The sequence below is a fragment of the Cyclobacterium amurskyense genome, assembly GCF_001050135.1.
Classification (GTDB): domain Bacteria; phylum Bacteroidota; class Bacteroidia; order Cytophagales; family Cyclobacteriaceae; genus Cyclobacterium; species Cyclobacterium amurskyense.
Genome location: NZ_CP012040.1, coordinates 4,080,446 through 4,100,590 on the forward strand (window position 1 = coordinate 4,080,446; position 20,145 = coordinate 4,100,590).

Sequence of the window (20,145 nt, forward strand, 5' to 3'; positions counted from 1 at the left end):
CATTAACTGTCTTAACTTGTAAATAGTCAGAATTTTTTGTGAACTTATTTCTATTTAAACACCATAGCTGAGGTTTAATTCACAATATTAAGCAGAGAAACTTTTAACATGTATGGATAGCTACTATCCTATTTTTTTTTATAAAGCAATGGATTAATAAAACTTGATCAAGAAGGAGATGCATGGGTATTTTGTCCTAATTATACTTTTGGTGTGATCCTTTTTGATCATACCGATTTTTCTGTTACTACCATCAGTGAGCCGTATGAAGGTATGCGATTAAATAATTTCCAGTTAAAACAGTATTGCCCCATTCCAGTGGATTGGTATTGTTTGGCACTGATCATGGAGGTATTAATATTGTCGATAAGTATAAGAAAAAAGTAAGGTATTTGTTAAACCCGAAATATGCATTAGACATTCTATTACGTGCTGAAATCGCTTCAAAATCAGCCACTTCGTTGCTGTTTTCAATATCACCATAGCGGTGCTAGGCTAAAATCTTCAAATAGCCTGATTGTCTCGTCCTGAAAATGGTTGACACTTTTGTTTTTCAAATATAGTAAGTGTTTTAATTTCTAAGAAGTTTCATTTAACTTACAGTACCACGATAAAGCGGAGGCAAGCTCTGCTGAGGAGCAACTTGCCAAGGAATAGTCGTTTGGTCCGATAGCGTTGCTATTTTCAGACCGGGCCTTGACAGGTTCGGTCTTCTTTTTCCAATTATATTTCTTTCCAATAACGCGTTCGGTATCATGCCTTGTAAAACCTTCGTCATGTACTTGGTTAGGTGTTAGATTTCCTAAACTCTCGTGTGGTCTCATATCATTATAGATTTTGATAATTTTAATGATGTATTTTTTCGGGTTGATATTTGTTTCTCCTGCAATATCCTCCAGCCACTCTTCCTTTAGGATTCCATTTACTCTTTCCGCTATGGCATTTTCATGTGGTGAAGCGGGCTTCGTCATACTGATCCAAACTTTCTTCTTTTTCAATAGGTCGGTGTAATCATAACTGCAGTACTGTACCCCACGGTCCGAATGATGGACAAGGGAATAATGGTTAATGTTTTCTTGAGACTGGAAAGCCACCTTCAGGGCTTCAAGTGCTGATTCAGCCTTCAGATCCAGAGAAAGATTCCAGCCCACTATTTTCTGGGAATAAGCATCCGTAATAAGATACAGATACATGACTTGCCCATTTAGTAAAAGGTAGGTAATATCGGAAACCCATAACTGGTTGGGCCTGTAGACAACCATGTTTTCTACCAGGTTATGGTACTTCCTAAGCCAATGATGGCTTTGGGTAGTGAAAAACTTCCTTTTTCTTTTGGTTACTAATAACCCGTTCACTCGAAGCAAATCAAACAGTTTATCCCTGCCTATCTTGATTTTCATTCCTATTAGGTCTTTCTGAATCAGAGGGTTTATCTTTCTCAACCCCCATCTGGATGTTTTGGCCTTCTTTCTGATCTTTAAAACAAGACTCAAGACCACCTCTTCCTCAAATGCCCCGCGGTAAATATAATTTAAAGCTTTATAGTAGCCCTGCCTGCTCTTGCCAAACAATTCACAAAGTTGGGCCAAACTTACTTTTGGTTCTTCTTCTCTGAGTCTTTGAACTGTTTGGCACCAGACTTTTTTTCAAGATCTAGCCCATATTCTTCTTTGGCAATATCTACCATGATCTGGTATGCCCTGCCCTTCAAACGGCTAAGCTTCAGCTCTTCTTCAAGTTGCCTTATACGGGCTTTTAACTCACTATTGGAATCCTCTTTTATTGCCATGTTTTTTAAAATCGGAAGAGGATCTTTAGGAAGCCTTCTTTCAAGACCAGCAAAAATCCTCATCCATTCCAAGATAGCGGATTTGCTTTTAATTCCATAAATATGCCTTGCCTGTTCTTTGCTTAAAGTACCTGAAAGTACTTCCATAACGATTTTTCTCCTTGCATCTTCGGAGAACTTTTGTAATTCACTCATTTTGTCCGATTATAGGTTTACAATTTTTAATTAAATTGTGTCAACCTATTTCAGTACACGACCGATTGTCTTGCGATTGCAACACTTCCCGTAAACACGGGACAGGCTATCACGAATCCCATAAGGGCGGAGAAATACTATTACATAATCCGGGTTTAATCCGGAAACAGGGTATCAAATGGATTATTTAGCCAACCCAGAAGAGAACTCCTCTGGATTGAGTAGCAATGAAGTTTCAGACTTGATCAGAGATGCAGAGAGGTGGTTTAGGTAAGTACGAATAAGGGATTATGTTATTTTGATGAGCAATCTGAGCACTTTGTGGTTTTTAAGCGACGATCACCCTTTTTTAGGGGGATTGTAAGCCCCCTTGTTGTCACCGACACTCCCTTCGGTAATATTCACGTTAACAGGGAGTTTTCCTTCATATTCCAGTAGCGTATGCATCTTTACTGCTCCCTTTTTGGTACGGAAAGTAGCCCAATCAAACACCGAAAGGCAAAGGCTAATCACTGTGGCGTCTAGCAAATAAACAGGGCCCTTGATTCTGAGTTTGGACCTTTTGACAGATGCCTGCTGTCCTAAACTTCCCAACAGAGAATAGTAAAGGTCCCTAAAAAGGTCCGAATCCCTTCGTTTGTTTTGATAGCTGATACTTGATTTGGATGGGGCTTTGGTAAGGCCAAGATGGTTAAGGTTCCCAGTGGCAGACCGAAGCCCATTGGAAATCTCCCTTACCGATGTGCTCTTGGCAAAATGGCAGAACAACATCGAAAACCAGGTGCGTCCAGCTGTCAAATCCCTTGCAGCCCTTGTCGGTTTGCTTTTCCTTTACCAATTTCTTGAAAATAGAACGATCAATCTTTTTTATAATCTGTGAAAACAATGTAATATTACACATGAGAGGTTCGTGTTTTTTGGTGCAATCCCAAAATAACTATTTTGGGCAAAAAATTGAACCTCTCATTTTTTTATTTAGGACGCTATTGATCTTCTCAATATCAAAAAAACAATAATGAACAGTAAATTATTTCTTCTCGGCCTTTCAATTTTCTTTTTTGTGAGCTGTCAATCCTCACAAACAGATCCTATTAATCCAGTCCTTCCCATCCCAGATGAAAGGCAACTTGCCTGGCAGGAGATGGAGTTTTATGCCTTTGCCCATTTTAATATGAATACCTTCACCAATATGGAATGGGGTATGGGCGATGAAGATCCTGCTTTGTTTAATCCTACGGATTTTGACCCCAAACAGTGGGCGAAGGTTTGTAAAGAGGCAGGGATGAAAGGGATCATAATTACAGCAAAGCACCATGATGGTTTTTGCCTTTGGCCTACAGCTACCACCGAGCACTCTGTAAAAAATGCGGTTTGGAAAGATGGTAAAGGAGATATTGTCAAAGAAGTAGCTGAAGCATTTAGAGCTGAAGGCTTGAAGTTTGGGGTATACCTTTCTCCTTGGGATAGAAATAACCCGGATTATGGCACTCCAGAATACATTGAAGTGTTTAGAGCCCAACTAAGGGAGTTGCTTACCAACTATGGGGAGATTTTTGAGGTTTGGTTTGATGGAGCAAATGGTGGTTCCGGTTATTATGGGGGAGCCAATGAAGAACGCAGGGTGGATAAAAAGAATTATTACGATTGGCCCGGGACGATTGAAATCATCCGGGAACTTCAGCCTCAGGCTGTGATCTTCGGAGATGCAGGCCCTGATGTTAGATGGGTAGGGAATGAACATGGTTTTGCTTATCCGACTACCTGGTCCAATCTTATGAGAGATTCTATATACGGTGGAATGCCGGAATATTCAAAGAAATATTCCTCCGGTCAGGAAAATGGAACCCATTGGGTGCCAGCAGAAGCGGATGTGTCTATCCGTCCAGGTTGGTATTACCATCCTTATGAGGACCATAAAGTGAAATCACTCCCCGAGTTATTGGATATTTATTACAACAGTATAGGAAGAAACAGCTCTTTATTACTTAATTTTCCTGTAGATAGAAGAGGGCAGATTCATGAAAATGATGTGAAACAGTTGAAGAAGTTGGTAGCCAAGGTGAAGGAGGATTTTAGCCAAAAAATACCTTTAAAAAGCAGTAATCTATCTGCTTCATCTGAAAATGGTCAATATTCTGTAGAAAATTTATTGAATTCAGAAATGATGACTTTCTGGAGTCCAAAGGCTGGTGAACTGCCGGCTTCTGTTACCATTAACTTTGATGAAGCCCGGACTTTCAATCGGTTTTTGGTTCAGGAAAACATCTCATTGGGACAAAGAGTGAAGTCCTTCGAACTTGAAATCCTAAATGAAAATAAAGAATGGAAAAGTATAGCCAAAGAGACAACCATTGGCTACAAAAGAATCCTCAGACTTCCTGACACAAAGGCAATGGCTGTAAAATTTACCATTCATAATGCCAAAGAGAGTCCCGTAATAAGTCATCTGGCTTTCTTTGATGCACCCAAACTATTATTGCCACCGGAAATTTCCAGAGATAAAAACGGAACGGTAGAATTGAATGTGATAGAAGGGGGACTAGAGGTGTATTATAGCCTTGATGGGCAAGATCCTATAAAGTCAGGTAAGGTTTATAGCGAAGCATTTTCAGTAATGCAACCTACTAAGTTGAAGGCAGTGACCAAAGATCCAATTTCTGGAAAATTCAGTGAAATGATAGAAGTTGATCTCCAATTGGCTAAAAAGAATTGGAAAGTAATAGGTGGAGGAGAGAATGCTGGTAATCTTATAGATGAAGACCCATCTAGCAATTATGTAAGTGATCAAAACCTAGCCACCATAGACCTGGGAGAAAAACAGGAGGTTGCCGGTTTCACCTATTTCCCCATGCAGAATAGATACATGTCGGGCCTGATTAAGACCTATGTGTTTTATACCAGTATGGATGGGAAAAGCTGGCAAAAAGCTGGAGAAGGTGAGTTTGGGAATATAGCCAATAGTCCCATTGAACAAAGAGTGGAATTTGACCCCAAGGAAGCAAGGTTTATCAAGTTGAAAGTAAAAAGCACAACAGATGGTCAACCGGCTAGTTTTGCTGAACTGGGCGTGCTATTAACTCAATAAAACAAAAAAGTAGCGCAATAGAACAAAAGAGGTTAAAGTGATGGTAGATAAGGTAAAAGACAGAATCTTGGATTGGTTTTTGTCTTTTGGTTTGGAAATAAATTTTAACCAAAAACCACTGATACTATGTTAACTTGGGTAATCACATTTCTAGTAGTCGCTTTAATAGCTGCCGTTTTAGGTTTTGGAGGAATTGCCTCCGGATTAGCCTCTATTGCTAAAGTAATATTTTATATATTCATTGTCTTGCTGCTGATAAGTCTTGTAGCTGGAGGAGTAAATGGATTTTAAATAGAAAAACCCATCCGAATTGTATATTCGGGTGGGTTTTTTATTTACTTTTTCTTGCTGAATTTCCAGACAAGAAAATACGAAGCTTAAACACGAAATATGAATTGACATTCTATTACGTGCTGAAATCGCTTTAAAATACCCAATCGTTGCTGTTTTCAATTTCTCCATAGCGGTGCTATGCTAAAATCTCCAAACGACCTGATTTTCTTTCGATTGCAACACTTCCCGTAAACACGGGACAGGCTTCACCCCTGACTATTGTCAGGACGGAGAAATCCTATTACATAATCCGGGTTAAATTATTCTCTACAATACATATTCTTCAAATAGCTCTTGCAAAGTTTTGCTCAGGTCTTTACTCAATCCTGGGTGGGGTCTTGAGGTTTGGATTACAGAACTTCTCACGGCGGTCAGCCACCTGAAGCGTGAAGCCAGGTCCATTGTTGCAATTTGTCCTCCATTAGATTTTCCATCACAAATTTTTTCGAAAGAACTCAAGTTCAATTGGATCATTTCAATGTCAGCATCTGGATCTAATGCCAGGATCTTTTCCCTGGAAAGGTGAATTTTCACCCCTAAAAAGCCACTTTTGTGGTCACACAAAATAACGCCCACATTTATAAACTCTTCGCGTTCCACCCTTGGTACTACGCGCAAGACCGCATATTCATATAATTGATTTTCTTGCATCGTTTGCTTCTTTGGTGAATTGATCCGCATAAGACAATCTTAGCTTTAGAAAATCGGCATAAACCGTTCGTAGTTCCTCAGCATTTTCCCCATCTCTTCCTGCTAATAACCACTCATCAGGTATCAGAGAAACAATGGCGTTAATCTTATCCTCATTTAAAATAGAAGTGAATTCATCATTGACCTCAGCCAATTTTTCAGCTTGCTGGAGTAGCACATGGTTGGTAATAATGGGAAATGACTTGGTCGCATTTTCTTTCCATCTTGTCCAGCCGTGTTGAAACAAAAATGCAGCGCCATGGTCAATGAGCCAAAGCTCTCGGTTCCACATTAGCATATTTGTGTTCCTAAAAGTCCGGTCTACATTTGTGATAAACATGTCTAACCAAACAATTTTTGAAGCCAGTAATGGATCAACCTTTGAAACCAAAGGATCAAAATTGATGGCACCGGATAAGAAATGCAAAGCCAGGTTTAAGCCTTGGCTGCCCTTTAATAAATCCTGTATCTCTTCGTCTCCTTCAGATCTGCCAAATGCAGGATCCAGGTTGGCAAAGACAAGCTCGGGAATTTTAAGCCCTAGCAATCGTGCGATCTCTCCGCCAAGGAGTTCTGCTATCAATGCTTTTTCACGTTGGCCTGCACCTCGGAATTTCAATACGTAATTAAAACCATCGTCAGCAGCTGCAAGGGCTGGAAGTGATCCACCTTCCCTTAATGGCTGCATGTACCTGGTCACATTTACTGTACGCAATTGTGGTAATTGTTCCATAAATCTTTTAAATATGGGTTTGCATGGAAATAGCATAAACCCTTTATACCTGCAATTTGGGGCTAATTAATGAACTAAACCTGAAATAGGGAACAGAATTTTAAATTAGGAGCGAAAATTACTATTGGCCAACTATTTTTTTCTTGTTTAAGCAAAACAAGATGACACAGGCTCCCTAAAATCAACTTATTTTTTTGTAGCTTCACCTTTGTTACACCCGAAATATGCAATAGACATTCTATTACGTGCTGAAATCGCTTTAAAATCAGCCACTTCGTTGCTGTTTGGAGATTTCACCATAGCGGTGCTATGATAAAATCTCCAAACAGCCTGATTTTCTTGCGATTGCAACACTTCCCGTAAACACGGGACAGGCTTCACCCCTGACATTGTCAGGGCGGAGAAATTCTATTACATAATCCGGGTTAAATTTCCACTATTTGTTAGCTGGGAAATAGCCTAAGAGCTATGTATTGCCTGATCATTGAACTGATATCTGTAGAAACTTTGCTAGGGAATTGTGCCTTTGGTACTACCATTTCCCGATACCCATGACATTTATGAACATTTCCGATTTTTTGAAAGCATTGGTACCTTTTACAAATGATGAGCTAGATGACATCCTCAAACATTTTAAAAAAGAGGCTGTCCCAAAGAATCAAATTCTTGTTCGCCAAGGAGAGGTTTCTAAAACCTTGTACTTTATAGAAAGCGGACTGGGTAGAAGTTATTACCTTAATCAGGCGGGTAAGGAAATCACCCAATGGTTTTTCGGTAGTGGTAAGTTTATGGCCAGTGCAGACAGCTTTTTCCAGCAATGTCCCAGTTTGTATTTTATTGAAGTTTTAGAAGATACTGTGATATACAGTATCACAAAAGAAAAGCTGGATGAATTGTTTGACACCTATCCAAAAATGGAAAAGCTTGGAAGGCTGGTCACCACTGAAATGCTTACCAAAGTAGTGAATAAATTAAATGCCATTCAATTTCAAACAGCCAAAGAAAGGTATGAATACATGCTTGCTGAGTTTCCGGACATTGCTTATCAAGTCTCTTTGGGCCATATCGCTTCCTATTTAGGTATGACGCAGGAAACTTTAAGCCGCATCAGGAAAAGCAATTCGAGTAAATAATTCATACTTGAAAAGTCTTTATTAATATCGATCACTCATAACAAACAAGATTGTTAGGCTTTTTTCGGCCTTCAAAAGTTATGCTTATTGGAGAAAGTGGATATAGAGATGCTAAGTAAAAATCTCCAAATTTCCTGATATTCTTATGATTGGATTCCTATCTGAGAAAGCCCAGGTATTCCTAATGATAACCCGGATTCAAAAAAAAAATACTGGCGATGTTTCATGCTAGCTTTGATCTTTCCGTCAATAGGTAGTGATAAAAGACGCAATTTTAACCTGTTTGCCGTTTCCATGTTTCACTTTTTGATATAGGTCAAAAGATAACCGCTGTTTCCTAAGGATCTTTGTATTGTAATTATAAAACGATTTACAATGAAACCATACAAAGGAGCATTTGCGATTCTATTGATTTTTCTTGCAACGGTGATGCCTTCGGTAACAAAGGGGCAGCAACTAGATCCAATATTGAAAGGACTGATCAATAAAGGGCTAAGTAAAAGCCAAACCGTCAATGGTAAATATCTTGATGCAGAACAGGCTGGAATTGACCAAAAATTGGCAAAATCGGTATTCTTGCCCAAAATTACTTTAAACGGTAGTTATACCCATTTGAATGATGACATTACTTTTGATGAAAATACAAAAAACCTGTTAACGGAGACCCAAAAGCTTGTTATCAAAGACGCTGTCGGATTACCTTTTAACTCAACTTTTCCAAATACCCTTCCACTTCAGGAGGTGCCGGTTTTACAAAACCAAAATATTCTGAGGTCATCGGTAGATGTAGATTGGGTATTGTTTAGCGGGCTGGAAGCAAGCAATGCACTCCAAGCGAGCAAACACAAGGAAGCCTCTCTGAATTACTTAGGGATGGCGGAGGAAGATAAAATCGCCTTACAAATCATAGAAGCCTATGATAAACTTGCTTTGGTAAGAGCATCAAAAAAAGTGCTCACTACTTCAGAAGACTATTTGAATGAACAGGCAATCTATGTCAGTAAGGCCATCGAAAATGGTCTGGCAACACCCATCAGTCGAAATAAAATTGAACTGGCGAAGCAACAATTGGAAGCCAAAAAGCTTGAATTTGAACATAACAATACCCTGTTGATAGAAGTGCTTCACCAGCTTACCGGTAAGAGTAGAGCAGATTTAAAAATGCTCCAACCGCAATTGCATTCTTTTTCCGTGGATGCAGATTCCAATTGGGAGAAACGCAATGAAATCAAAGCCTTAGAAGAGGCCGAACAGGCGACTCAATACCAGGCCAAAATGATAAAGAGCAATTTCATTCCTAAAGTAGCCATGAAAGGTCACTATGAATTTATTGAAGAGAATTTATCACTACTAGATCCAAAATGGTATGTAGGGGTAGGGCTAAAATGGAATGTCTTTGATGGCAACCAATCACGATTAAAAAGAAGAAAAGTTCAACTAGAGACTGCCAAGTATAGAGAACAAATTGAAGAGGCCAATGAAATGATTGAGTTAGCAATATCCAAAGCTGAAATAAGCTATGAATCGGCCTTATTGAATACTAAAATAGTTAAAAAGGAAATTGAATTGGCCAATGAAAACTATGAGATGGTGAATACTCAATACAAAAACAACCTGGCCTCGATCAATGATGTGTTGGATGCTTTAAATGATGTTGAGAAAGCCAATTTCAAATTGCAGGAATCTTATTTTAAAGAACGCCGCGCTGTGGCAGACCTGCTTCATGCCAAAGGAATACTTAATTACTAACCCATCAAAAATAAAAAAATGAATACCTATAAAAATATATTACTAGGCGGTTTCGCACTACTTGCTTTGAGTTCATGCCAGCCAGAACAGATCACCCCCAATAGAGGTAAAGTGAAATTTGAAACCATTTCAGTGAGTAGCAAACTTGCGGGAAGAGTGGATAAAATATTCGTAGAAGAGGGACAAAAAGTAAAGAAAGGGGATACCTTAGCCACAATTAATATTCCAGAAGTACAAGCCAAAATGCTTCAGGCAGAAGGGGCCATTATGGCTGCCCAAGGTCAGTTAAATATGGCCTTTAATGGGGCTACGGTAGAGCAACTCAATCAGATTGATGGCCAATTGAATTCTGGCAAAGCGCAATTGAATTTTGCTCAGGAATCTTTTAACCGTCTTGAAGCCATGTACACGGATTCATTGATAAGCCAACAGCAATTTGATGAGGTAAAGATGAAGTTGGACATGGCGAAAGCTCAGGTAGCTGCTTTAGCGGCCAAGCGAGATGAAGTGAAAAAAGGAGCGAGGGAAGAGCAAATTGACCAAGCCAAAGGGCAGTTGGATAGAGCAAAGGGAGCCAGGGAAGAAGTTGCCACCGCTTCTTTAGAGCAGTTTGTTATTGCACCAGCAGATATGTCGGTAGAAACCATTAGTTTGGATGAAGGAGAGTTACTTACACCCGGTTTTACCTTGTTTAATGGCTACAAAACCAACAGCATCTATTTCAGGTTTACAATTCCAGAATCAAGGATTTATGATTTTGAAGTAGGTCAGGAGTTAAGCTTAGTCAATCCTTATACCGAAGAAGAAGTAGGAGGTAGTATTGCAGCCATCAAGCAACTAGCCAAGTATGCAGGAATTACAAGCACAGCACCTTTGTACGGGTTGTCCGAATCAATTTATGAATTAAAAGTAGTACCTACTTCAAATGTTCAGGGGCAAAAGTTTTATATCAATGCTACTTTCCTGATTAAATAAAAAAATGATGAAAAAATTCATAGGCTTATTAAAACTGGAATTCAGGCGTATTTTTTCCAATAGTGTGCTAATGGCCATCTTCTTTGGGGCGCCCATAGGCTACGGTATTTTATTTGGCTATGTGTACCAACAAGCCAAAGTCAAGGATTTACCCATAGTCATTGTGGACCAAGACCAAAGTCCTGCATCGGATAAAATAATTGATGCTTTTGAAGACAATGAGGGCTTACATGTTTCTGATGTAAGGTCAATCCCTGGGGATATCAAAAATGAAATGCCTGTCAAACAATACGTAGCGGTAATTACCCTGCCTACTGATTTTGAAAAGGATCTTTTGCAAAAAAAACATCCAGAGGTACGTGTAGATTTGAACATGGCAAATATTTTAAATGCCAACACAGCGAGCAATCATATCAATACTGTGTTGATGACCATAAATGCTGGAATTGAAATAGAGGGGCTTAAAAAACAAGGACTTCATCCGGAACAGGCAAAAGCAGCTTATGAAAGTTTTAAAATTAACTTCAATAAACTTTATAATTCTACCGGGAATTATGTAACCTTTATGCTACCTGGGTTGCTTGCTGCCATTATGCAACAAATTATCTTTTTAGCAATGGCCTTGGCTTTCTCCCGAGATTTTGAGGATGGCTATTTTGGTAAGCTTGTAATTGAAAGCAAGTCTTCGATTTATCACATAGGCTTAAAGGCAACGCCCTTTTTGATTATGCTTCCCTTTATGTGGTTAATCATAAGTTTGATTCTTTCTTTCTTTAATGTTGGGGTAGAAGTAATTAATTTTCAAATGTTGATTTTGACAACATTATTAACCTTCGCGTCTATGTTTATAGGGATGTTGTTTTCGATTGCCATACCCAGCCAACTGAAAGCGACGGAGTTATTGATGGTAATCTCTACACCCGCATTTATTTTAAGTGGTTTTACTTGGCCTACTTCGGCAATCCCTGAGGTGATTACAAATGTGGCTCGGTTTATTCCCGTAACTCAATACTTGAGTGGCTTTAGGAAAATAGCATTTTATGGAGGGGATTTTGCTTCAATTATGCCTGAAATAAAGTTCCTGACAGGTATAATTTTAGTGGCAGTTATCACGATGATTTTGTTACTTCAGTTTAAAATTAACCGAATGGCAAAGAAGCAAAATTAATTTGAATCTAAAGCAGTAGATATGGCGGCATGAGGTCAATGACAGCAATGTCGCCATATTTACCTTATCGGATATCGCTTAATTGCTCTCTTTTTTCTAGGTTTTGTAATTGATCTTCTCTTTGAAGCAATACTTTCCTCAGTTGCTTTTTGGAAAACAGTTCCAATTGATCTCCTACATGGGGACTATGGGCTTGGGTGGCATTTCCATACGACATCAGGGCTTTGGCAGTAACCTCCTTTCCAAACTCAGTGGCACAAACGTAGGTCTCACCGTGCGTGGCAAAGAATTGTCCATTTCCCTTTGGTGAATAATTCATGGTTCTAAATATCCCTAAACTTCCTGCACCACCATTTGCAGCATAGCTATGATTCCCAACCTCTAGACGGTAAACATCTCCATAGTTAACAGCTAGGGATCCGTAAATTTGTTGGTGCTTTACGGCCGCTATTTGAAGTGAGGAAGTAACATGAGTTAGGTCTTTTAACTTCCTGGGAGTGTTTAAAGGATCATTAAAATCCCATTCTTCAGCGAAAACGCCTTTGCTTCCAAGTTCTTTTGCGAACATGCTAAATAATACCGGCCCCGTACTATTTGCCTCGAAAGCACCATCCCAACTGAGCAATGTCGCTAACGCTTCCTTCGTCAAGCTATCCAATGCATCGGAATCGATTTTGCTTAAATCTTCTTTTATTCTTAAAAAATATTCCGATTTTGTATCATGCTTCAAAGCGATTAGTTGATCCAAGTTGAGGTTCATTGCATCTTTAATCAATAAAGCTGAGCGTTGGGGTCTAAATCCCATTGCATTTGGAGCCATATGAGAAGGGTAATCATCAGGCCTAATTGCTGCAGGAAAGGTACTGGTATAGGGTGGGTCATTGGCATTTTGGATCCAGCCACTTTCGGGGTTTAGGTAGTTGGGAACCTCCTCTGAGGAATAGTAGCCTTGCCACAAATCTTTACTTGAAGTTCCGGAAACTACCTTCTGCCACTTATCCCAGCCTCCATTTTTCTTAGGAGCATTTCCTCCAAAATGATACAAAATATTGTTTTCTTTGTCGCTGTAAATCACATTGAATAGGGGCAGGCCATTCATTGCCAAGGCCCCCTGAAATTCTTCAAGGCTTTGGGATTCTCCCATGGCCAACCATTGACCAATTATATTGAGCTTACCGTCAGTATTGGGCCATTTTATGGCAATGGCTTTATTGCCTTCTTCTTTATATACCATTCCAAAAGCGGACTGTTTTCTCAGCACTGTTGTTGCTTTTTTTCCACTTCCTGTTTTTTCAATAATTTGGACAGTGTCAATAGTGAAATCGTGAAATTCATTATCGAGTTGATACTGCCCATTTTGAAGGGTAAGTTCGTATAGATCCACATTGTCCAAGGTATTGACAGTGTGGGTCCAGCCTAGGTTTTTATTGAAGCCTATACCGATGGTAGGAAGGCCTACCAAGGTGGTTCCGTACAAATCGTTGGTTTCTGTAATTAAATGCGCTTCAAAAAACAACCAGAAATCATCCCAATTTAGATGTGGGTTGGCCATTAGCATGCTATTTCCGGAGGTAGTTTTACTTCCGCTGATAGCCCATCCATTTGATCCGGCTGTCCATTTATTCGCTTTGCTAATATTTCGGTTAATCAGAAATTCTAAGTAAAAAACCCTAAATGTATGTTGAAGAATATCTTCGGGTTTTACCGGTAATACCACTTTATATTTTTCTTCGAGTTCATTGGGGTTTTGGTCAGCATAGGTATTGATCCCTTTGGCAAAAGAGATCAGGACTTGCTTTTCCTTTTGAGGAAGTAGTGTATAAGCCTTCTGAGATGCATTGAGTACACCTAGCTGATGCAACAATTTATCTCTACCAATATCTTCGCTCCAATATTCACTCGATTTTGCCCTTCCTTCACCATATAATTTTAAGATCAGGTTGCCATGGTTATGCATTTGTGCCCAACCCATCATATAATAAAGGTTGTCATCAGTGCTGGCATAAATGTGAGGAATACCCCATTTGTCCCAAAGAATTTCGTCATTAGGCTGATTGAAATTCTGGAAGTCTAATCCTAATAAAAATGGAACTATAAAAAGAAGCAGCTTTTTGTACACGGGATTAAATATTTTAATGAATTATCAGATGAGTTATATTCAATAACCGATCGGTTAATAAGTGTAGCATTAAGAATGGGTTAGTCAAATTTTACCGAAGTCATAGAAAGGGAACCTCCCAAAGGTTGATCGTTAAATAAGCTTGTTTCATCCTTACTGTCTTTCAGTGCCAATGTGTAGAGCAAGGGCAAATAGTGTTCCGGAGTTGGTATGGCCAGGTCAAAGGCTTTTCCTTGTTTTCTATAATTGATTAAACTTTGAAAATCCCCGTCTACAATCCAGGTCTTCATTTTCTCATTGGCTTCTATGGCCCAGTCAAATGCAAACGGTTCTCCCTGAAGTTTGTCCCAAGCGACTTTTCCCAGGTTGTGCACCATATTACCACTACCAATGATTAAAATCCCCTTTTGACGTAATTGGGACAATTCTTGCGCCAATTCAAAGTGGTATTTTGCAGGCTTGGTATAATCCAAACTCATTTGAATGATGGGGACATCTGCATTGGGGTAAAGGTGTTTGACTACACTCCAAGCACCATGATCCAAGCCCCAGCTTTCATCAAGCCCTATACTTGTGTTGGTGATTAAATCCTTTGTTTCCTGGGCCAGAGAAGGACTTCCTGGTGCCGGGTATTGCACATCAAAAAGGGCCTGCGGGAAACCGGAAAAATCATGAATGGTTCTTGGGTTTTCCATAGCGGTAACATAGGTCCCCTTGGTTTCCCAATGGGCAGAAATACATAGAATAGCCCTTGGTTTTTTAATTTCTTCTCCTACTTTTTTAAAACCCTTTACAAATTCATTCTCTTCAATTCCATTCATGGGGCTACCATGTCCAAGAAATAAAACAGGCATTTTTTGGGTATTAGAAAAGGATCCGGAGAGTTTGTTTAAAGCTTTAAAGTACATTGAATAATTGATTTTTGGGTGGCATTTAAGTATTCATTGGGGTAAGGTTTGCTTTGAAAAAGAGTTCCCCTATAAATATACTCCGCGTTCCCAATAATGGGTTACTTGGGTTTTGGAATATATAGAAATTAATGTTAAATGAAGAGCTTGTTTTTTCTTAAGGTAGGCTTAAGATTTTGTCAGTATTATTGCAAAAAAAAGCAACAATACCGCCAAAATCAGTTGGCGTACAGACCATACTGCATGGGCTATTGCCCCTGTCTACAAAAATGTCACCCCTGAGCGGGGTTTTATGTTTATTCGAAATTTTAGTCTATCAATATTTAAATTGGCTGAGTAAAAAAAAGAAAACCAAGTCCTCTGACAATATTCAAGGGACAAGGTTTGTTGATTTATTTTTTATCGAGATAGCTTTACTCTTTGTTAGTAAATTGATTTTAGATAACCTCAGGGATGATATTCCTATCTTTTATGTCCATATAAAATTTAGCCAGAGTCACATTGGCAAAGGGGATAAACCACAAAAATCCAATTCCCAAGGTAAGTATACAAAGCAAAGCCATACCAAGAAACATCAAGAACATAAGGAAAAGCTTCATTTTGTAACCATTCATCATTTGCTTGCTTTTGTCAATGGCATCCAGTGGGCCAATGTTTGGATCATCAGCGATAATATAGAAAGTCATGGCATAGGAAAGGGCGGCAATGATTCCGGGTATTATCAGCAAAAGCATCCATAGAAGTATAAAAATGAACATCAATAAATAGGCCCCTAAAGCTGTACCAAAGTTATTGAAGCCATCAAATATTTGTTGCAATCTGGCATTTTGATCTCGGGCAATACTCAAGGAAAAATAGGCCAAACCAAGTGTCATAGGTCCTGTAATTAACAAGGTTCCCAAGGCTATCATCGGATAGTAATCCGCCATTCCTTGTAAAAAGCCCATGATAAACATATATAAAAGAAAAGTACCTATGGCCAGCCCCCAATTACCCTTTAGGGATTCACGTGCCATTTTCATTAATTCTACATTCTCAGTTCCCATGTTTATATCTTTCAGGTTTTAGGTGGCTAGGTAGCGTTTGTGCTTTTATAATTGTTGGTAAAATCCTAAGAGCTTAGCCCTTACGATTGAATATAGGTTAAATTTTAGACGAGACCAATAGTTTGAAATATTATTTTCGATTTTGGTGCGTTTTGATTTATACCGGACCCTGAGCGGAAGGGGTAGGTAATACGGATACGTTGCCCTAAGGCTTCGGCTCCGCTCAGCCGTCGGGTTTGAAGTGAAGCAACTTTATTTAAATAGGTGCTTAGAGGTGTTTGATTAAGTACCGCGTAAGTTAGACAGTTACGTAAAAAATCCCCCTTGCTCTCCGCCGCGGCGGAGGGACTTTGTTACGTTAGGATTTAACATATGCAGTTTACCTTCAAGCTTTATCAGCACAATTAATTTCAGAAAATCAGCTATAAATACCTTTTTCTGCAATTCCCCCTTGAAGAGGGATTCTGATGCGTTTGATATCCTACCGGACCCTGAGCGGAGCCAAAGGGGTAGGTATTACGCATGCATTGCCCTATGGCTTCGACTCCGGTCAGCCGCCGGGTATTTTCCCTGCCTAATTGGTCATTGAATAAATAATAAGGCTTGATTAACTTTGTTCTTAGTTTTATTATTATTATTATGAATAATTAAAATAATGAAAGGTAATATTCATGCCTTTTTTCAAATGAATAAACAAAGACTAAAAGAGGATACATGGGTTTTGGTTAAATTAAAGTTTAAATGAGCTTTTTAAAATTTTGTAAATTATTAAGTACCCTTAATTGCTTGTGAGAATGAGAATATTTTTTCCGTTATTGATATTGATAGCTACCGGATGTAATGGTTCGGTAGAAGAGAAGACAATTGATTTTAAGACCAATCTTCTTGAAATTAAGCTTTTAGAAACCATTCCGGTTAATCCTCGATATACCCAGTTGATTGCCTCAGACTCGGGTGAATACCTTTTACTTTTAAACGACTTTAAGGATAAATTCCAATTTCTTGAACTTCCCTCAGGAGGGATCGCTCATGAAATAACAATTCAGCGAGAGGGAGAAAATGGGATTTCAGGGTTTAATGCCGGAACAGTTACCGGATGGGATTCTCTTTGGGTAACCAACAGGCCTCCAAGCTTAGTTTTAACTAACTTTAGCGGAGAAGTATTAAAAAAGGTGACTATTATTGACGATCAAACACCACTTACCGTAATAAGATCTGACTTTGATAGGCGAATGCATCAATATGGAAACAAAATTTTCGGCTCACAGCCACTATTCATGGACCATCATGGGATGAATAAAGATGCCATTCAAAAGCAAAGATTGGTCTTTAGTTTGGATGTCAATACAGGAGATGTGGAGTGGTACGATGTATTTTACAGAGAAGACTATTGGGATAATGGCAAAAAGCCTTCCGGTTACTCATGGACAGAAAAGGATGGAAAGCTATACATTGCACCTTGGCATGACCATGAGATTCAGGTTTTTGATTTGGCCTCAGGTACAGTTACAAATCGAAAGGAGGTGAAATCTAATCATGTCAACAAACCTGATTACGTCAATGAAATCTTACCAATGGAAAAAGCCTTAGCAAATTCTTTTTCTTCAGACCGTTATAAAAGCCTTCTTTATGATAAGTACAGGAATGTATTTTACAGGTTTTTCTTACCTTCCTTTGATCCCGAAATCTTGGAGGAAGAATACAATCATTTAGACCTCGAATTCTCAAGACCCTATTCGGGTGTGATGGTTTTGGATAGCGAACTGAATATTATCGGTGAACATATTTTTGATAAATTTCAGGTTTATTCATTAAATAACCATTTTGTAGGTGAGAAAGGATTGTACATTTCTGCAAACAATCCATTTAACCCAGAATATAATGAGGATATGTTAAGGTACTTAATATTTACGCCGGAGTTGAGAGAGGAATAAGCTTATCAGGATTAACGGAAATAAAATTGCAAAGCCGCTAAATAGTGCCACCTTGATAATTTAAATAATGTAATAGGTTTACAGTTTATGAAAAAAATCTCAATTTGAATTTCCAATTGTATCAACCTTATATTTTAGAATGTTTACGTTAGAAATCCCCCTTAGTCCCCCTTTGGAAAAAAGGGGGATTTTGATATTTCTTCAATTGACGATTGCGTTACTGACTTTAACCCGAAATATGCAATATACGTTCTATTATGTGCTGAAATCGCTTTAAAATCAGCCACTTCGTTGCTGTTTGGAGATTTCACCATAGCGGTGCTATGCTAAAATCTCCAAACAGTCTGATTGCGATTGCAACACTTCCCGTAAACACGGGACAGGCATCACCCCTGACCTTGTCAGGGCGGAGAAATCCTATTACTTAATCCGGGTTTAAATTTATTTCTCCATTACATTCACACTATTCGCTGGGCTTAGCTGGACTACTTCTTCCAGGAACTTTATGCTTTCCTCTAGCACTTCGTCCCAACTTTCCGTTTTCAAACTGGAAGCAATCACATGGTCACCGGCCTCAGGGAAAGCTACTTTCCGCTTTTTGTCTTCAGGAGTACTTACACTGGCATACATGTCCAGCATGGCTGGAACGGAAACTACCTTGTCCTGCTCTTCCTCATTTTTGTAATAATAGGCCAGAAAAAGTGGTTGTTTTACTTTTTCAAAGGTTTCCTTGTTCATTTTACTTTTTAGCAGAACAGCCAGACTTGTATAAGCATTGATATGATAATTTGTTGCCCAATATTTTCCTTCTTCGGGTTCTCTTTCTATCACCTGCACCCCATTTTCATTGGTCATTGTCATTTCCATTAGTTGTTTCATCCAAGGCTGAAACAAGGGATCGAGTCGATCACCATAGATGCCGATACATGGGGAGTACAATACCAAGGAATGAATTTCCGGTCTTTCCTCTGCCAGGATCAATGACAAGGCACCACCCATAGAGGTCCCTACTACGATTACACTATCCCCCAATTGTCTGCTGATCATATAGGCTCTTCTTGCCCCATCCACCAGGCTTTTGGCATTTAGGTGTTCAAAGGCATTTGCACGCTCTATGCCATGTTCCGGTAGCCTGGCCAAGTAGAGGTTGGCACCAAAATGTTTGGCCAATTGCTGATGCACAGGGTCGCCCTCCATCTGACTGGCACCAAAACCGTGTACATAGAGAATACTGAAAGCGGTTTTTTCCTTTCTCTCAGGGTCAGCCCAGACTATCCTGGCTTCATTATTAGGTTTAAGGCCTTGCACAGTGTCTTCACCCTGCTGTATATAGGCTTCCAGGTTATTGAGATTTGATGGCACTTCAGGATAGGTACCGGATAAGTCCTGAATGCTTTCTTTTGGTCCGAGCATATAAAAGATGACAATAAAAATGGCTGAACCCATCAGCCAGGGAAGGACTCTTTTCATGATTTTATTTTTTGATGTCTTCGTAAGAGGCAACTACCCCTCTTACCATGGCAGAACTGAAGCCATGGTGCTCCATTTCATTTAAGCCCTTGATGGTAGAGCCTTTTGGCGTCGTCACCTTATCTATGGCTGCTTCAGGGTGAATCCCTTTCTGAATAATCAATTCGGCAGCACCTTTGACCGTCTGCGTCACAATTTTATTGGCTGTTTTGGCATCAAATCCTATTTGGATTCCTCCTTGTGTCATGGCGCGCATAAAGCGCAGAACAAATGCAGTGCCGCAAGCCCCCAAAACAGTGGCCGCTTCCATCAGGTGTTCTTCTATGGTGATGCTAATGCCTACACTATTGAAAATGGCTTTGATGGCCTCTTCTGTTTTTTGGTCAAAACCTTCCCCACAAATGCAGGTAATGGATTCTTTAATATCTGCTGCTATATTGGGCATAACCCTGAAAACAGTAGTACCGGGTTCTAGTTCAGCCTTTATGGCCTGCAAGGTAATACCAGCAGCCAAAGAGGCGATTACTTGCTTGTCTTTCTTTAAAAATGGCTTAATCTCCTGTAGAATAGGCTGAATATTGTAAGGTTTAACACCTAAAATTACAAAGTCGGCATCCTTAACGGCTTCTTTATTATCAGCTAGTACTGTGACTCCTTGGGATTCTAGGTAAAACAAACTTTCCGGATGTCTTTTGGTAACGATTAGCCTTTTTCCGTCAAATCCTTCTGTACTCAATAAGCCATTGGCTATAGAAAGCCCCAGGTTTCCGCAACCTATGATGGCTATTTTAGTATTGTTGTCCATTTATTTTAGTCCT

General features: G+C 39.3%; 18 protein-coding genes. 7 read left to right on the plus strand and 11 right to left on the minus strand.

Annotated elements, in window-relative coordinates:
- Positions 1-578: 578 nt before the first annotated feature.
- The 4 genes from CA2015_RS16730 to CA2015_RS25160 all read right to left on the minus strand — a co-directional run bounded on the left by CA2015_RS16730 (position 579) and on the right by CA2015_RS25160 (position 2,885).
- Complete coding sequence (locus tag CA2015_RS16730) at positions 579-1,589, minus strand: IS3 family transposase (RefSeq protein ID WP_048640785.1); 1,011 nt, start codon at positions 1,587-1,589, stop codon at positions 579-581.
- Positions 1,590-1,591: 2 nt separating this feature from the next.
- Positions 1,592-1,984, minus strand: coding sequence for a hypothetical protein (locus CA2015_RS16735; RefSeq protein ID WP_048640786.1), 393 nt, complete (start codon positions 1,982-1,984; stop codon positions 1,592-1,594).
- Positions 1,985-2,323: 339 nt separating this feature from the next.
- Positions 2,324-2,755, minus strand: coding sequence for a DUF4372 domain-containing protein (locus tag CA2015_RS16740; protein WP_240477819.1), 432 nt, complete (start codon positions 2,753-2,755; stop codon positions 2,324-2,326).
- Positions 2,676-2,885: a DUF4372 domain-containing protein gene (locus CA2015_RS25160; RefSeq protein WP_240477820.1), complete on the minus strand. Its 210-nt coding sequence runs from the start codon at positions 2,883-2,885 to the stop codon at positions 2,676-2,678. Before CA2015_RS25160 ends, CA2015_RS16740 begins: the two co-directional genes overlap by 80 nt.
- 114 nt (positions 2,886-2,999) lie before the next feature.
- On the opposite strand from CA2015_RS25160, the gene CA2015_RS16745 reads away from it, so the two are divergent.
- Together CA2015_RS16745 and CA2015_RS24645 are read left to right on the plus strand one after the other, a co-directional pair.
- Complete coding sequence (locus CA2015_RS16745) at positions 3,000-5,069, plus strand: alpha-L-fucosidase (RefSeq protein ID WP_048642938.1); 2,070 nt, start codon at positions 3,000-3,002, stop codon at positions 5,067-5,069.
- A 126-nt stretch (positions 5,070-5,195) separates the two neighbouring features.
- A complete protein-coding gene (locus CA2015_RS24645; protein ID WP_014021499.1) occupies positions 5,196-5,360 on the plus strand; it encodes a DUF1328 domain-containing protein in 165 nt (54 codons plus the stop codon).
- A gap of 309 nt (positions 5,361-5,669) precedes the next feature.
- On the opposite strand, the gene CA2015_RS16755 is transcribed toward CA2015_RS24645, so the two are convergent.
- Together CA2015_RS16755 and CA2015_RS16760 are read right to left on the minus strand one after the other, a co-directional pair.
- Positions 5,670-6,053, minus strand: a complete 384-nt coding sequence (locus CA2015_RS16755) for a DUF3037 domain-containing protein (protein ID WP_048642939.1) — start codon at positions 6,051-6,053, stop codon at positions 5,670-5,672.
- Positions 6,031-6,825 carry a HipA family kinase gene (locus CA2015_RS16760; protein ID WP_048642940.1) on the minus strand — a complete coding sequence of 265 codons (795 nt, stop codon included), beginning with the start codon at positions 6,823-6,825 and terminating at the stop codon, positions 6,031-6,033. The genes CA2015_RS16755 and CA2015_RS16760 overlap by 23 nt, the downstream gene beginning before the upstream one ends.
- A 560-nt stretch (positions 6,826-7,385) precedes the next feature.
- On the opposite strand from CA2015_RS16760, the gene CA2015_RS16770 reads away from it, so the two are divergent.
- From CA2015_RS16770 to CA2015_RS16785, 4 genes are all read left to right on the plus strand, one after another.
- On the plus strand, positions 7,386-7,958 hold the full coding sequence (locus CA2015_RS16770; RefSeq protein WP_048642942.1) for a Crp/Fnr family transcriptional regulator: 573 nt from the start codon (positions 7,386-7,388) through the stop codon (positions 7,956-7,958).
- A 375-nt stretch (positions 7,959-8,333) separates the two neighbouring features.
- Entirely contained in the window at positions 8,334-9,707 is a 1,374-nt protein-coding gene (locus CA2015_RS16775; RefSeq protein ID WP_048642943.1) for a TolC family protein, read from the plus strand.
- Between the two features lie 18 nt (positions 9,708-9,725).
- The gene (locus CA2015_RS16780) at positions 9,726-10,682 is read left to right on the plus strand and encodes an HlyD family secretion protein (protein ID WP_048642944.1); all 957 of its coding nucleotides are present in this window, start codon (positions 9,726-9,728) and stop codon (positions 10,680-10,682) included.
- 4 nt (positions 10,683-10,686) lie between these two features.
- The gene (locus CA2015_RS16785; RefSeq protein ID WP_240477821.1) at positions 10,687-11,850 is read left to right on the plus strand and encodes an ABC transporter permease; all 1,164 of its coding nucleotides are present in this window, start codon (positions 10,687-10,689) and stop codon (positions 11,848-11,850) included.
- 64 nt (positions 11,851-11,914) lie between these two features.
- Here CA2015_RS16785 and CA2015_RS16790 read toward each other — a convergent pair whose 3' ends face one another.
- From CA2015_RS16790 to CA2015_RS16800, 3 genes are all read right to left on the minus strand, one after another.
- A complete protein-coding gene (locus tag CA2015_RS16790) occupies positions 11,915-13,969 on the minus strand; it encodes a penicillin acylase family protein (protein WP_048642945.1) in 2,055 nt (684 codons plus the stop codon).
- A gap of 80 nt (positions 13,970-14,049) precedes the next feature.
- Positions 14,050-14,877 (minus strand): 4,5-DOPA-extradiol-dioxygenase, encoded by an 828-nt coding sequence (ygiD, locus tag CA2015_RS16795; protein WP_048642946.1) that lies wholly within the window; start codon positions 14,875-14,877, stop codon positions 14,050-14,052.
- 437 nt (positions 14,878-15,314) lie between these two features.
- On the minus strand, positions 15,315-15,923 hold the full coding sequence (locus tag CA2015_RS16800) for a DUF975 family protein (protein WP_048642947.1): 609 nt from the start codon (positions 15,921-15,923) through the stop codon (positions 15,315-15,317).
- Positions 15,924-16,717: 794 nt separating this feature from the next.
- Between CA2015_RS16800 and CA2015_RS16805 the strand changes: the two genes are divergently transcribed.
- A complete protein-coding gene (locus CA2015_RS16805) occupies positions 16,718-17,857 on the plus strand; it encodes a DUF4221 family protein (protein ID WP_048642948.1) in 1,140 nt (379 codons plus the stop codon).
- A 441-nt stretch (positions 17,858-18,298) separates the two neighbouring features.
- Here the strand turns inward: CA2015_RS16805 and CA2015_RS16810 are convergent, their stop codons facing one another.
- Together CA2015_RS16810 and proC are read right to left on the minus strand one after the other, a co-directional pair.
- Complete coding sequence (locus CA2015_RS16810; RefSeq protein WP_048642949.1) at positions 18,299-19,327, minus strand: alpha/beta hydrolase; 1,029 nt, start codon at positions 19,325-19,327, stop codon at positions 18,299-18,301.
- A 4-nt stretch (positions 19,328-19,331) separates the two neighbouring features.
- Complete coding sequence (gene proC, locus CA2015_RS16815) at positions 19,332-20,132, minus strand: pyrroline-5-carboxylate reductase (RefSeq protein WP_048642950.1); 801 nt, start codon at positions 20,130-20,132, stop codon at positions 19,332-19,334.
- Between the last annotated feature and the right edge of the window lie 13 nt (positions 20,133-20,145).